Genomic DNA, 14,780 nt, shown 5'->3' with positions numbered 1-14,780 from the left:
CGTTTGCCGTCGGGACCGGTGTGTGTCCGGTCACCTCTGTTGATACCCAAGGGGGGGATCCTCAGGGAAGCCAACTGGGGTCAGCTTCCTCTCCTGTTATTGTCATTTTTTTATCATTTCCTTTTTTATCAACGATTTGCGTGTTAATGCTTTGTGTCATTTCCCGACAGGCGTGTAACAGGCCGGGGCGCCAGGGTTGACATGAACCGTAGGAAATATGGTATTCGTGACATGCATAACAATAAGAAATACGGAATAAGGACGCAGGGACGATGGGCACCACGGAGTATCAGGTAAGCGGCTGGCACGTCATCCCTTCCGAGCTGAGATTGAGCCGGGCGCAGCAGGAGGAAACCCTGCCGCGTAAGGTGTTTGAGGTGCTGATGCACCTGCTCGAATCCCCGGGCCATACCGTCAGTCGCGACACCCTTATTGAGGCGGTGTGGGACGGCAATGCCGCGGTGGGCAACCGGGGGATCACCAACGCCATCTATCAGCTGCGCAAGCTGCTGGCCCAGGGCGACGACGAGGTGATCCGCACCATCGCCAAGACCGGCTACCAGCTGCTGTTGCCCGTCACCGAACTGACCCCAGAACCCATTGAACTCGCCGCCCCGGCGTCTCGTCGGGCCCAGCCCTGGCTGCTGGCCTCGGCGCTGGTGGTGGCGCTGTTGGTGGGGCTCTCCTGGAGCTGGCCCAAGCCCGCCCCGGCCCCGCTGAGTTATGGCAAACCCACCCCCCTGACCTACCTGGAGGGGGTGGAGGAGAACCCGGCACTCTCCCCGGATGGCCGTTACCTGGCCTTTATGTGGGAGCGGCACAATGAGCCGGCGCGCATCTTTATCCAGGACTTGAAGCAGCCCGAAGCGCCGCTGCGGCAGGTGAGTTTCAGCCGCAACACCGAGTCCAGCCCCAGCTGGTCGCCGGACGGCACCCGGCTGGCCTTTCTACGGGTGGCGGACACCGGCCAGTGCGACGTCTGGATCAAAACCCTGGACACCCTGGACGAACACCGAGTCACCACCTGCGTGCAGGAGCGCTTCCACAAGGCGCTGGACTGGTCGCCCTCCGGGCGGTATCTGGCGGTGATCGACAAGGTGCCTCAACAGGAGCACAGTGCGGTGTTTCTCTATGACCTCACCACCAACGAGCGGCGCCAGCTGACCCAGCCGGCGAAAGGGCAGGGGGACAACCAGCTGGCCTGGGCCCACGGTGACGATGAACTGGCCTTTATTCGCTACAGCGGGGCCTACCAGGCCGAGCTCTACACCGTGGATTTGGCGGGCAAGGAGCAGCAGCTGACCGACGATAGGGCCTCCATCCACGGCCTGACCTGGAGCCGGGACGACCGGGCCCTGGTGTTTAACTCCATGCGCGATGGCGGCCACAGCCTGTGGCGGCTGGACCGAGCCAGCGGCAGCCTGCACCCCATGGTGCGTGATCTCACCCCCTTTAACATCGAGGCCCTGGCCGAGCCCGACCATTACGCTTATGTGCGTCACGCTTCGCTGGAGTACCTGCAAAGCTGGCACGGCGAGGCCCACACCAACATCGAGTCCGCCGGGCGGGATCTCTACGCCACCCTAGCCCCCGACGGCGAGTCCATGGCTTTTCTCTCCAACCGCAGCGGCCAGTTTGAGCTCTGGACCGCCCAGCGCGACGGCAAGGGCGCCCGGGCGCTGACCCGCAAGGAGGGGCTGCCGGACCTGCCGGCCTGGTCACTGGATGGGCGCCAGCTGGTGGCGGCGTTGTCGATGGAGGGCAAAACCACCAGCCTGGTGCGCTTCGACCTGGCCCAGAACCAGCGGCAGATTCTGCTGCAGGACGACCACCTCTACCGCAACCCCCAGTGGAGCGCCGACGGCCTGAGCCTGGTGATGTCCAGCAACCGCGGCGGCAGCTGGCAGATCTGGCAGCTGGATCTCAAATCCGGCCAGCTGACCCAGCGCACCGAGCAGGGGGGCGTCTTCGCCCGCACTGACCGCCTCGGCCGGCTGTTCTTCACCCGGCCCAACGAGTCCGGCCTCTGGGTGAAGGAGGAGGAGGCCCCGGCGCGCAAGCTTATCGAGGAGCTGGCGACGGACGATTGGGGCAACTGGGTGTTGATGGAGGATGGGCTGCTCTACCTGCGCCGAGGCGCCGAGCGGGACGAACTGGTGCACTGGACGCCCGAGGGGCAGGAAGTGGTGCAGGGGTTTGAACGGGGCAGCATCAAAATTCACCGCAGTCTGTCCCGGGATGAGCAGGGCCGGCTGATGCTGACCCGGCTGGGGCGACGCGAGGCCAACATCCTGGCCATCGCCCCGCTGGAGAACACCGCCCTCTAGGGCTCAGCTCTCCCTGTCCTGGCCCTGGTGGGTGGCGAAGCTCCATCGGTAGCCGTCCAAATCCAGCGCCGTGTAGATGCGATCGCCCCAGAACATGTCCTGCACCGGCTGCATGATGCGGGCCCCCGCCTCCTGTGCCTGCTCGAAGTGAGCGTCCACATCGGGGCAATAGAGGTAGAGGCCCATGCCCTGGTCCAGGTTGCTGCTGGCGGGGCTTTTGGCCTCGCTGCCGAAGGCCCCCTCGCGGCCCATCATGATGCGACAGTCGTCGAACACCATCTCCGCGTGCTGCACCACCCCCTCCTCCACCATGGGCTCGCCGGCCCGTTCAAAGCCGAAGGCGGTCTGGTAGAAGTCCAGGGCCTGGCTGACGTCCTTGACCATCAGGTAGGGCATCAGTGTGGGGACGTCGCTGGGTTTGTAGTGGCTCATCGGGGGCTCCGGGGTAAAGGCCTTCCCAAGGGATAGCCCCTTAGGGCGCCAGCATCAAGCGCGCGGCGGTGAGCAGCAGCTGGGGATGCACCCGCACCTGGTAGCTGGGGTTCACGTAGGAGAACTGCACCCGGCCCTCGGCGTCGATAAGGTAGGCCGCCGGCACCGGCAGGACGACGCGCTCCTGTTCATCCAGCTTGAGGCGATCGCCCATCTTGCCCTTGTAGCGGGCGCCGGTGGGCGCATCCAGGGTGTAGGCCAGGCCGAACCCCAGGGTGGCTTCCAGGTCGCGATCGGACAGCAGCTGGTACTGGCCCTTGCCTTCGCCCTCCTTGAGCTTGGCCGGCGGCTCGGGGGAGAGGGCCAGCACCTGCACGCCGAGCTTATCCAACTCTTGTTCTATCTCCTGCAGCCCCGCCAACTGGGCGTTGCAGTAGGGGCACCAGCCGCCGCGGTAGAAGAGCACCAGGCTGGGCTTGCCCGCCATCTGGGCGTTGAGCGACAGGGCCTGGCCGTCGCTGTTCTGCACCTGAATGTCGGGCACCATCATGCCGTTGAGCAGCGGGCTGACCTGTTCGGGGCTGGCGGCGATCTCCGCCTGGGCGAGAGGGGCAACGAGGGTAAGGCACAGCGCCAGCAGGGCGCCGCTGAGAGTCCGTTTTTGCATTGTGGCAATCCTTGGAGTGGGAATGGGAACGGCCTAACAGACCGGCAGGGCCAGCAAGCGCTTTCATCCCGATGGCGGCATTTTAACCGGTTGAAAAACCCCGGGCACACCTGGCGGATGACAGTCACGGGGGGCTTGAGTATACTGCCTGCCGTATGCGTTTCGGCCCGCTCCGAAACCGGCACCGCCCGGTGCCACACACATCAGGCCCCTTAGCTCAGTTGGTTAGAGCAGGCGACTCATAATCGCTTGGTCGCGGGTTCAAGTCCCTCAGGGGCCACCATATTTTTCCCTGCTTACGCAGTGTCAGAAGCCCCAATCCTTTCGATCAAGGATTGGGGCTTTTTGCTTTAATTCGGCCCAGGTATTTGCCCTCTCTCCCTGTTATCTTCGTGAGCGTGTAATCTTTAGAGCAAATCACGAGTGGTTACATTGTATGGAGCTTTGCAACCTAATCGATTGGCATAGAGACCGGCACCCGGGAAGCAAAAACATCGACAACTCCCCAAAAGAGTCTGAAAGCTGGGATGCGCTCAGAGCAATTTCAGATAGCATTCTGCTGCCGACTGAGGAGCGCTTCGGGACTATCGAAATAACCTATGGTTTTACTTCTTTCAATTTACTTCGCTACATTCAGGGGCGGTCGCCTGGACACATGGCTCCGAACATTGATCAGCACGCGGCCCATGAACTGAACAGCAGAGGCAAACGTATTTGCCGGCGAGGTGGCGCCGCCTGCGATATCTGGCTACCGCAGCAAGGTAATGATATCCGCCCTGCCGCTCGATTCATTGCCTCCTCGCTGCCCTTTGACAGGCTCTATTTCTACGGCGATGGGCGGCCACTGCATGTGAGCTATGGCGATGAACACAAGCGCCAAGTCGTTCTAATGCAAACTATTCGAGGCCGGCGTATGCCCAAAGTGGTCGGGTTAGAGTTCTTCGAGGGCAACTGAATGCTCGATAAACACCAGTTTCTAGAGGCCATTGCTCACCTTCCTCATCGTAAGGTCTTGCCTGATTCGGTCTATCTGCATAAGTCAGCGCTGGAGACGGACTCCCCCGGACTCTTTCAGTTCGTTTCGGCTGTTGGTAAGGCTTTAAAAATCCCCCTTTCTGACTGGAACATCGCCAAGCTGGGCTCAAAAGAGTTTCGCCTTTCTCTACTTCACTACCCTAGGTTTGAACAGGATGCCTACCCGGCTTTGGCGCAGAGCATCAGCGTCGACCTCACTAAGCTGACTCACCGGGTGATCCAGTATGACCAGGAGGAGAATACCCCCATCCTCCACCGAAAGGAGACCATGGTTCGCCCGGACCATCCTCAAATAGAGAGCTTCAAGCTAATCACCCAGGAGGGAGAGGCGGCTGGCCTGTATGAAAACAGTCGAATGATTGGATTTAAGCAATCATGGGAGCGCTTGATTGCGCGCCATGGCTATGAGTTGGTGGATGGGCGGCTTTTTCGGGCTTCAAGCTTTCAAGCCCCAGAGCAAAGTGGCATTGACCGTCATAGGACTGCCATTGTCCGTCACGAGCTATCCACTCCCCTGAAGGCTTTGGCTCGGCATGGTTATCTCTCGGGGGATTTTTCGATCTTCGATTACGGCTGTGGGCGTGGTGATGACATGCGAGAGCTCGAAGCCCATGGCCTGGATGTGTTGGGGTGGGACCCGAACTTTCGGCCCGAAGGCGACAAGGTGGCATCTGACATCGTCAATATTGGCTTTGTGATTAACGTGATTGAAGACCCGGTAGAGCGAATAGAAGCCGTTGCCGGCGCCTGGGAGTTGACCGAAAAGCTGCTTGTGGTCTCAGCCATGCTTGCCAGCGAAGAGTTTGTTGCTCGATTTCGACCCTACAAAGACGGCGTGATTACCTCTCGAAACACCTTTCAGAAGTACTACAACCAGGCGGAGCTGCAAAGTTACATTGAGCGGACTTTGGATGAGTCGGCCATTGCCGTTGGCCCAGGTGTTTTCTATGTCTTTCGCGATAAGGTGGAGGAGCAGCGTTTTCTCGAGCATCGACAACGGCGCAAGCATCAGTGGACGCAGCTCACCGCGCCGAAAGTGGATGACGAGGATAAGGCCAGGTTGTTGCTGACGACTCACAAGCCTCTGTTCGATGCGTTTTGGATTAAAGTGCTTACCCTCGGGCGCCTCCCGGCGAACGATGAGTTTGAAGAGTCTGAACAGCTCAGAAAGCTCTGCGGCTCACATCGAAAGGCGCTCGCAATCATTGAAAGGCTTGTTGGAGGAGAGGAGCTCAAGCTGGCCAAGCAGAGCCGAATCGATGATCTGCTGGTGTACTTTGCCTTGAACCTGTTTGGTAAACGGAAGCCTTATGTCCACATGCCGGAGGACCTAAAGCGAGACATCAAAGCCTTCTTTGGTAGCTACAAAGAAGCCCAGGGCCAGGCCTCCGAGGCCCTCTATTCCATTGCCGATACAGAATTGATTGAAGCCGCCTGCTTGGAGGCACACCGAGACCTCTCCGCAAGCATACTGAACGATGGCCACTCGCTAATCCTTCACAAATCCCTCGCCCCGGACTTGCCGCCATTGCTGCGCATCTATGTTGGTGCAGCTACACAGCTCTATGGTGAGCTGGAGGATATCGACCTGGTTAAGGTGCACATTACTTCTGGCAAAGTCAGCTTGATGGGGTACGAAGGATTCTGCACTTCGCCGCTGCCGCGCTTGAGGGAGCGTGTGAAGATCAAAATGGCCGAGCAAGAGGTGGATTTTTTTGACTACATGGACGAGAGCAAACGCCCGCCGCTGTTGAACAAGTCTGCTCTAACCGACGACTCCTTTGCGGATCACAGCAAGCAACAGGGATTTGATAAGCGTGCCAGAGAGCTCGGGCTGCTCACGGTTGCTGGAGAGGAAAACATCACTGCTGTGGAGTTACAGCTTCGGCTCCAGCAGGCGGGTAAGGTTGTCAAAGGCTATCGATTCTTCGAACGAGAGTGACGCACTACCTAACATCAACTAGTTACGGTTCAGCATCACCTCCCTCTTCCGCATCGCCTTCTAGAGACGTAAAATGCCGAGATTAACGTTATTTGATGACGTAACCTTGTGCCACTTGACGTTATCATAATAACGTACCATAACCATGGTCGTACTTGCTTCCCGGACATCCATCATGACCAGCGCCAAAGACGGTTACTGCTACTCCTTCCCAGCCGTGAGAGGGCTACAGGCGGGTAAGCCTTTCTACATTGCGACGTGCCCGCTGAGCACGATCCCCAAGATCTTCATGTTTGATGAGCACGAAGTGCCGCCTGAGTTGCGAGCGCAGCGTACGTTAAACAAATCACGTATCCCTGAGATGGTGCGTTATCTGGTCGAAAACCCTAAAGACTACGTGTTCTCTGCCTTGACGGTCTCCGTCGGCTCAAACGTGGACTTTGTAGAAGCTTCTCAGGGGGAAATCCCCAATCTGGGGACGCTACGTGTGCCTATGGATGCACAGATCTTGATTAACGATGGGCAGCACCGTCGAGCGGCCATCGAAGCCGCACTGCGGGAGAAACCAGAGCTGGGTCATGACAACATTCCAGTGCTGTTTTTCGTCGATGAAGGCCTGGAGCGCAGTCAGCAAATGTTTGCTGACTTGAACAAGTATGCGGTGAAGCCCAGCCCTTCGCTTGGTGCGCTGTACGACCATCGGGATGAGAGCTCGGTGCTGGCCAGACATCTGGCACAAGAAGTGAAACCCTTCAAAGGGTTCACCGAGATGGAGAAGTCCAGTATCAGCTCCAAGAGTGGCAAGCTGTTCACTCTAAGCAGTCTCAAGCAAGCCAATCGTGCGTTGTTAGGCAAAGGGGCGAAGGAAGCGTACAGCGAAGATGAGAAAGCCTTGGCCATGCAGTATTGGCAAGCGGTTTTTGCCGCGACGCCAGAATGGCAGATGGTGCTTAACAAAGAGCTGTCTCCCTATCAGCTTCGCCAAGAGTACATCCACGCCCATGGGGTGGGGCTCCATGCCTTAGGGGCATTGGGCTGTGCGCTGATCACCGCGCAACCGGATACCTGGCAAGAGACGATTAAAGAGCTGCGAAAGGTGGATTGGCGAAAGGCGAACCCGCTTTGGGCTAACCGCAGCATGCTGCATGGCAAGCTCAGCAAAGCCTCTACCAACATTGCATTGACGACCAATGCCTTGAAACAGATTTTATCTCTCCCGCTGTCGCCTGAAGAGCGAGCGTTGGAGAATCAACACATTCCAAACAGCGAGGCATTCCATGGCTGAGTTATTTCAAGCCGATGCACTGGACGAAGAGCAGTACTCGTACATTCAAAACGAATACTTCGCGGGCTTTAAGCGATTTAGCAACCATGAGGGCTTGGTCGAAGCGCTCAACAAGTTTGAACGTCAGCATCGGGAGTTAAAGCACCCAAGCTACGGACTCTGTAAAGAGCTTCTGCGTGAGAGTGAGGCCGAAGGGTTCCCGCTGCGTCACTTTATCGATGACGTGCAAGCGGTCTACAACGCAGACAACCGCCCCTGGGTGATTGGCTACAGTGGAGGGAAAGACTCTACCGCTGTGGTGATCCTGGTATACCTAGCACTTTTAGCACTCGACGAGAGCAAACGGACAAAGCCGGTCTATGTCGTGGCGTCCGATACTCTGGTTGAAACGCCGTTGGTGGTGGATCACGTCAATAAGTCGCTGGAAGCCATTGGTCGGCAAGCGAAGCGCGATGGCTTGCCGCTAACGACTCATAAAGTGCTCCCCAAGCCGAATCAAACCTTTTGGTCTTGTCTGCTGGGCAAGGGCTATCCGGCACCAACACAAAGCTTCCGCTGGTGTACCGAGCGGATGAAGATCGACCCGGTCAGTGACTTCATCAAAGACAAGATCTCGCGTCATGAAGAGGTGATCGTTGTTCTTGGCTCACGCAGCCAGGAAAGTGCCTCTCGTGCTCAAGTGATTGCCAAGCACAAGATTGAAAACTCTCGTCTGGCACGGCACACCACGCTGGCTAATGCCTTTATCTTCACGCCCATCGATACATGGAGCATGGATGACGTTTGGAAGGTGATTCGCCAGTGCAGCCTGGATGTCACCATCTCGCCGATGGGCATTGGTAAGAAATGGAAGAATGAGTATGATCTCGAGTGGGAAAACCCTTGGGGTACCAAGAATCTGACCCTGTGGAACCTCTACAAGGACTCCTCGGATCAGGGTGAATGCCCCTTGGTGATCGACGACAGCACGCCCTCCTGTGGTAACTCCCGCTTTGGCTGTTGGACTTGCACCGTGGTAACCAAAGACAGAGCCATGGAGAGCTTGATTCAGAACGGCGAAGAGTGGATGCAGCCTCTGCTGACATTCCGCAACAAACTGGCTGAAACCAACGAGACCAAGAACAAAGACTACTACCGCAACTTTAAGCGTCGTACCGGTAAGGTACACGAGCAGCGTAAGGCACTGCCCAAAGAGATCCGCTCTGTGGAGCAGGTCGAGACGCTGCTACGTAGAGCAAACAATGATTATCTCGAGTTGCAGCCGGCACAGCAGTTGGTTGTGACCGAAGGCGAAGAGCAGATACAGCTGAAAGATGGCGATACGGTTATCGCTATGCTGACGCGCAATGCCGAGAAGCAAGTCTGGGAGCTGTTTCGTCATATCCCGGGGCCTTACTGGTTGAAGCACCGCAAAGCCTGGCTCAAAGAGCTGCTTGAGCAGGAGAAGGTGTTTAATCAGGACGGATATCAGGTCACGCTGGTCACCGAACCCGAACTCCATGCCATTCGCCAAGAGTGGCTGAATGACCCCAACGAGCCGGACTGGGCGGACTCTTTGCCAAAGATCTACCGCGAAGTGTACGGCAAAGACCTCGATTGGGTGGTGAACGACAACACCGCCTTTGGCGAGGTGGAAGCTCAGATCCTGGAAGAGCTGGGAGAGGAGTTTGGCGTCGCGCCTGAGATGGTGCAGAAGCTGCTCGACTTGGAAGTTTCCATGGAGGGCTTAAGCCGCCGTACTGGGATCTTTGACAAGATAGGCACTCTATTGCGCCAAGACTGGGGCAGCTTAGAACAGATCAAAGCCCGCAGTAATCAGGTGCAAGGTAAAGCCGAATTCGATGTGTTCAAGGAACAGATCGCGAAATACGAAGACGCCATTGCGGATCTGAACAAGCAAGCAGTGGTGGAGCTGTAAGATGATCATTAAAAGCCTGGTATTAAATAACTTCCGTGTCTTTCGTGGGGTGCATGAGATCGATCTCGAGCCGCGTAAGACCAATGCCTTTCAATCGAAAGCCGCTCCCATCGTTTTGTTTGGTGGCTTAAATGGCGCGGGTAAAACCTCTATTCTCACCGCCGTGCGAGTCGCTCTGTATGGGCGTGCAGCATTTGGCCGAGGCTTAAGTAGCGCCGATTATCAAGAGCAGCTCAACGCTTTGATTCATAAAGGCGTTGATTTGAGTGAGGGGAAAACCTCCATTGAACTGCTCTTTACCCATAGCCAAAACGGGGTAGAGAGCGAGTACCGCGTTATTCGAGGCTGGAAGAAGGGGCAAAAGGACAAGCTCTTGCTGGTGCAAGACGGCAAAGAGCTGGCCAACATGAGCCACGATCAATGCCAAAGCTTTCTCAATGAGTTGGTACCGACAGGTATCTCAGAGCTGTTCTTCTTCGATGGCGAAAAGATTGCGGAGCTGGCGGAAGATGAGTCCGGTGAAGTACTGCAGACCGCCGTTCGACGCTTGCTGGGCATCGATGTCGCCGAGCGGTTGCGTAACGACCTCGCTATCTATCTCAAGCGACATGATGCTGCTGCCATGCCAGACAGCATCAAAACGCAGATTGAAAAACTGGAAGAGGAACATCAGCAGGCCTCCCAAGAGGCGGACCTAGCCACTAATGAGGTTGCTCTTAGCCGTGCGAAGGTGGATCTGATTAATGCCGAGATCCATAAGGTCGAGCAAGAACTGTCAGCCCGTGGCGGTGCTTGGGCGCAAAGCCGAGAGCAAGAGCAAAAGCGGCAAATGGAGCTGGAAGGTGAGCGTAAAGAGCTAGAGAAGGTGCTGCGCTCTGAGATGGATGGCAGCCTGCCTCTCGCCTTGGCGCCTAAAGCGATGGCGAAGCTGCTTGAGCAACTGGAAACAGAGAAATCGCTTAAGCAAAAGCTCACATTCCAGAAGGAGCTGGATTCCTTCCTCACTCAGCTTGAGGAAAAAACGGCGGATAGCTCAGTGGTAAACGCTGCACGGGCCTTGGCTGCAGAGCAAGCGGAGCAGCTGGATGAGACCGAGATCCAATTGGATCTCTCAGACCGTGAATACAGCCAGCTTCATGCACAAGTGACCGTCTCAGCAGTTGGGTCGTATGAACGCTTTGATGCAGCGCGAAAGCGTCTAGTAGAGGTAGAGGAACTGATTGCTGAGCTTTCCATCAACATTGCTCGTGCCCCAGAAGAGGAGCAGATCCAAGGGCAGGTAGAGCAGCTGAAAGAGCTGAATGCCAAGAGAGCGAAAGTGCTGTTGGAGCATCAAGCTCAAACTGAGGCCGCGAAGAAGCAATATCGCTTGGCCATCGACCTAGCTCGCAAGGTTCAGCGACTGCATGAGAAACATAAGGTGGCCTCCAATGCGGAGTCATCTTTGGTGAATGCCCAAAACACCCATGCAATGCTGTCAGAGTTCAGTGAGAGCTTGACTGAGATCCGAGTGAAGCAGTTGGAGTCTGAGTTCATTAAGAGCTATCAAAAACTGGCTCGAAAAGAGGACCTACAGCTCTCTGCACGAATCAATACTGATACGTTTGATGTTGAGCTTATCGATGAGCACGAGCATGTCATTAATCGCAAAGCGCTGTCTGCAGGTGAGAAGCAAATCTACGCTATCTCTATCCTAGAGGCGCTGGCGAAGACATCAGGTAAGAACCTGCCTATCATCATCGATACCCCGCTGGGGCGCTTGGACTCTAAGCACCGAGACAAGCTGATTGAGCATTACTTCCCGGAGGCCAGCCACCAGGTCATCATTCTGTCTACTGATACCGAGATCGATGAAACCTATTTTGGTGATGGCTACCTAAAAGACGATATCTCTCATGCTTTTGAGATTGTCTTTGATGCTAAGACAAAATCCTCTAGCCTGCGCGAAGGCTATTTTTGGGAGCGTGATAACGCTCAAGCTGTGGGAGCGAACTGATTATGCTACCTAATCGAAATATAAGTCTTTCTAAAAGTGTTTCTGAACAGTTGTTCAGAATCAAACAATATACAGGGATTACCCCAAATTTATCCGCAAGGATCGCTTTCTTCCGCTCTTTTGAGACTGGCTTCCGATACTCTGGAGAGCCATTACTGCTTGATGGAACTAACTTGGATAAAGTTACATGGCTCGGTGAATGTGCTGATGTAACCGATCTCCTTCTGGAACAATATTATCCGGGAATGAGTAACAAAGAGCATCAAATGGCCTGGTCTGCACATGTTGAGCACGGGGTTTCTTCTTTAAGAAACTCTAAATCTATTTTAGAGCTTGCGGCGAGGCTTTGAAAATAGGATGATAAAAATGGCTTCTAAATTTTCTATTGAAGCCGAGTTCCAATTTGTCGCAATCTAGAATAAAAGTTTCACCCTCCCTTTAATGGATGTTTTAGTAGTATTTTTTAAGTCTGGCAGTTTTAATAAAATAAAACTGCCAGGCTAAATAAAAGCTACAAAATTTCTCTTACCTTGTTTATGTCGATTTTTCCATGTTCATCGCGATAGTCTTTGAGCGTATTATAATCTAGATGCTTATATATCTGACCTGATGACTTTGATACAGCATCTACGCTATAAAAATAATCACCTGGTATATTAGAGGACTGTGCCAGTATCTCAAATGAGCTAACTGGAATTACTTGTTCATCATCTAAATTTTTTGCTTCCCGTATTATGTTTACGCAGTTCCTTAGATAACGAACTAGGGCAATAAACCCAACAGTTTTATTCAGTACCGAGCCTTTGTTTGATTTGTCCCACTCTGTAGGCCAAGTATTCTCTACTGCACAGAAAAAGTTGTTAACATTCCAGGCAATAACCTCATCTCTTTCGTTTATGAAGCTTTTTCTGAAAACACATCTCTTTAAGCTCTTGCTGTCAGTGTATGAAAGTGATTTGTTTCTAAATCCCAAGAAGCCCTTTGCTTTACCGAGTAAAACATTCCTATCTTCTTTAGGTCTAGGGGATATTAGCTTAACCAGATTGGAAACAAATGCCGCTTGCGTCAAAAGCTCATTTTCTATAGTTTTTCCATCAGAATCTATAGATTTAACTCCTAATCTTTTTATTCTTTGGTGGAATGGAGAACCTTCTGTTTTGTTGAGTAAAACCGCTATTTGGTGTGCAGTTTTGTCTGGGCTTCTAGATGTAGAAAGCGACTCCAGATCATAAACCAGGCTAGGATTAACCTTTGTTTGATTCTGGTTCACCATTGCAAAAACTTTAGCTTGTATTGAAATGTCTCTTTCAACAAATACTGTCACAATAAGCTGAAAGTTGTTTTGTTCTCCACGCTCATCTAGGAAGTGCATGTTTGAACTATCGAAACCAGCTAATCTATGTTGGCCATCTAGTATTTTCGCAACTCTTTCTTTTTCAAAACTATCAAAAGATATACGCATTGTGCCGTTGTTATACGCCACATACTTTCCCTTAATTGATATGATTATCGAATTGGGAAATGTCGCATCCAGTGTTGAGATATATTCTTTTATGTCTTTTATACGGCTGTCTTTCAGTTCTCTTTGAATCCCTAAGTAATCCTCAACTTCTCGAGACATCGTTCTGATGTCTGAGTAAGAAATGGAGATTAAATCTTCTGCGTTGATTACTCCGATATAAAACTTGCCGATCGGCTGCTTTAACTCAAGTGCTTGGATTTCAATTGACTCTTTCACAAACCCGTGTCCTTTAAGCTATTAAAGTTATTTTCCAAATCAACTTGTTGCTTTTGAGATGCTTTACTACCAGTGTTAGGATTTGCGTTTGATGGAAGAGTCGACCAGTACCAAATAACTATGACACTAAAAACAATCAACATCTCAACTATAAGTAAAGCGTTTTCTGGAGCATAAGAATTCAGGTTCAACACTTTTGCTGAATAAGAAAATGTATATATAAGCGCTCCACCGAGTCCTGAAAAAAAGACAAGGCTCAGTATCAGCCCAGGAGGCTTAGTACTGTCTTTTACGTAAAAAACAAAGAATGCTGATAAATATGCAGAGGTATAAAGAAACACTTCTCCTTTCTTAAAGGCTGAAACAAATGAATCATAAAATGTCTCGGGAGTAAACCAAATTTTCACGAGGCAGGCTAATAAAATTGGGGAGAGAGAGCACAAAACTGTAATAGTTAGATCCCGCAAAGTTAGTGTGTGCGGGACGATCTTTCTATTTATAAGGTTGCTCCCAGCAAGCCACATTAGAAAAGATAATAAGATTAGTGCGATAAGAATAAGCATAGTATTAAGTTACACTAGTTGAGTTCCCTTCATTGCGGTTATGAATACAACGCTAGTCCAACGAGAAAAAATTCTTGTCGACCTCAAAAACACGGTATGTATTAGCAACTGCTACCCCTAAGCCATATTGAACGAGCAAATCTGTTAGTAAATTACCATCGATCAATGTTATTGTCATATTTTGAGCATTTTTTGCATGACATATAGCTTGTTCCGTAAAGTTAGACGAAGTAAAAAATACACCTTTTCTTGCCCCTTTAATAGCCATTGCACCTACAAAGTCTCTAACATCGGATGGAGTTACATTATTATTTCCATACCGTTTGGCCTGAATATAAATTTTTTCAAGACCAAGCTTGTCCTCATTAATTATTCCATCTATTCCTTCATCTCCTTTTCCTCCAGTTACATTACCAGACTTAGATTTATCCCAGCCATACCCCATGCTCAACAATAGCTTTACCACTAGCGACTCGAAGAACTCCGGCTCAGACAGTTTGATGTATTCAAGCAGTTGAGTACTAACAGAATTTATATGGTCTGTGTATGATGCGTGAATCCTTTCTTCTGGTAGCGCATCTTTTTTCATACTCGCTTCAGAATTGCCTTTCTCTGAACTCCCATCCCATATTTTGTATAGCGCAGACCTTGAGTTTACTTGTCCATTGGCTTGCACAAAGAGCTTCTTAGGGCTTGCACTAGGAAAATCTAATCCAAAGCAGTGTTTACGGATCTTGCTCCGTACAACTGACAATGGGTCTTTTGCCCCAAAAGAATAGTAGTTCATCTTCACAATTCTGTTATATATATCTTTATGCCCTAATGGTTCTTTTGATTCATTAAGGACTCTTGTTATAGCATCTGTAATTGTCATTTT

The 14,780-nt window shown here is 52.4% G+C and carries 12 protein-coding genes and 1 tRNA gene; 8 read left to right on the top strand and 5 right to left on the bottom strand.

From position 1 onward, the window contains the following. The first annotated feature begins 272 nt into the window (after positions 1 to 272). Positions 273 to 2,327, top strand: coding sequence for a winged helix-turn-helix domain-containing protein (locus KUV81_RS16415; RefSeq protein ID WP_222544975.1), 2,055 nt, complete (start codon positions 273 to 275; stop codon positions 2,325 to 2,327). Positions 2,328 to 2,330: 3 nt separating this feature from the next. On the opposite strand, the gene KUV81_RS16410 is transcribed toward KUV81_RS16415, so the two are convergent. Continuing rightward, positions 2,331 to 2,759, bottom strand: a complete 429-nt coding sequence (locus tag KUV81_RS16410; protein ID WP_222544974.1) for a VOC family protein — start codon at positions 2,757 to 2,759, stop codon at positions 2,331 to 2,333. A gap of 40 nt (positions 2,760 to 2,799) precedes the next feature. After that, complete coding sequence (locus KUV81_RS16405; RefSeq protein WP_222544973.1) at positions 2,800 to 3,426, bottom strand: peroxiredoxin-like family protein; 627 nt, start codon at positions 3,424 to 3,426, stop codon at positions 2,800 to 2,802. 206 nt (positions 3,427 to 3,632) lie between these two features. On the opposite strand from KUV81_RS16405, the gene KUV81_RS16400 reads away from it, so the two are divergent. The 7 genes from KUV81_RS16400 (at position 3,633) to dndE (ending at position 11,952) form a co-directional block, all read left to right on the top strand. After that, positions 3,633 to 3,709, top strand: a tRNA-Ile gene (locus tag KUV81_RS16400). Positions 3,710 to 3,862: 153 nt separating this feature from the next. Continuing rightward, positions 3,863 to 4,381, top strand: a complete 519-nt coding sequence (locus KUV81_RS16395) for a hypothetical protein (RefSeq protein WP_222544972.1) — start codon at positions 3,863 to 3,865, stop codon at positions 4,379 to 4,381. Then, positions 4,382 to 6,403 (top strand): DNA phosphorothioation-associated putative methyltransferase, encoded by a 2,022-nt coding sequence (locus KUV81_RS16390; protein WP_222544971.1) that lies wholly within the window; start codon positions 4,382 to 4,384, stop codon positions 6,401 to 6,403. It abuts the gene before it with no gap. A gap of 175 nt (positions 6,404 to 6,578) precedes the next feature. Beyond that, positions 6,579 to 7,688, top strand: coding sequence for a DNA sulfur modification protein DndB (dndB, locus tag KUV81_RS16385; RefSeq protein ID WP_222544970.1), 1,110 nt, complete (start codon positions 6,579 to 6,581; stop codon positions 7,686 to 7,688). Further along, on the top strand, positions 7,681 to 9,606 hold the full coding sequence (locus tag KUV81_RS16380; RefSeq protein ID WP_222544969.1) for a DNA phosphorothioation system sulfurtransferase DndC: 1,926 nt from the start codon (positions 7,681 to 7,683) through the stop codon (positions 9,604 to 9,606). Before dndB ends, KUV81_RS16380 begins: the two co-directional genes overlap by 8 nt. A gap of 1 nt (position 9,607) precedes the next feature. Continuing rightward, the gene (dndD, locus tag KUV81_RS16375; protein ID WP_222544968.1) at positions 9,608 to 11,602 is read left to right on the top strand and encodes a DNA sulfur modification protein DndD; all 1,995 of its coding nucleotides are present in this window, start codon (positions 9,608 to 9,610) and stop codon (positions 11,600 to 11,602) included. Positions 11,603 to 11,604: 2 nt separating this feature from the next. Beyond that, positions 11,605 to 11,952, top strand: coding sequence for a DNA sulfur modification protein DndE (gene dndE, locus KUV81_RS16370; protein ID WP_222544967.1), 348 nt, complete (start codon positions 11,605 to 11,607; stop codon positions 11,950 to 11,952). A gap of 161 nt (positions 11,953 to 12,113) precedes the next feature. On the opposite strand, the gene KUV81_RS16365 is transcribed toward dndE, so the two are convergent. The 3 genes from KUV81_RS16365 to KUV81_RS16355 all read right to left on the bottom strand — a co-directional run bounded on the left by KUV81_RS16365 (position 12,114) and on the right by KUV81_RS16355 (position 14,777). After that, positions 12,114 to 13,340, bottom strand: coding sequence for a DGQHR domain-containing protein (locus KUV81_RS16365; protein WP_222544966.1), 1,227 nt, complete (start codon positions 13,338 to 13,340; stop codon positions 12,114 to 12,116). After that, entirely contained in the window at positions 13,337 to 13,747 is a 411-nt protein-coding gene (locus tag KUV81_RS16360; RefSeq protein WP_222544965.1) for a hypothetical protein, read from the bottom strand. Before KUV81_RS16360 ends, KUV81_RS16365 begins: the two co-directional genes overlap by 4 nt. A 208-nt stretch (positions 13,748 to 13,955) precedes the next feature. Beyond that, positions 13,956 to 14,777, bottom strand: a complete 822-nt coding sequence (locus KUV81_RS16355; protein ID WP_222544964.1) for a restriction endonuclease — start codon at positions 14,775 to 14,777, stop codon at positions 13,956 to 13,958. Positions 14,778 to 14,780 lie beyond the last annotated feature (3 nt).

The organism is Ferrimonas balearica (assembly GCF_019802085.1).
Lineage (GTDB): Bacteria > Pseudomonadota > Gammaproteobacteria > Enterobacterales > Shewanellaceae > Ferrimonas > Ferrimonas balearica_B.
Note: the sequence above shows the minus strand (reverse complement) of the source record. Positions and strands in the feature narration are given on the sequence as shown.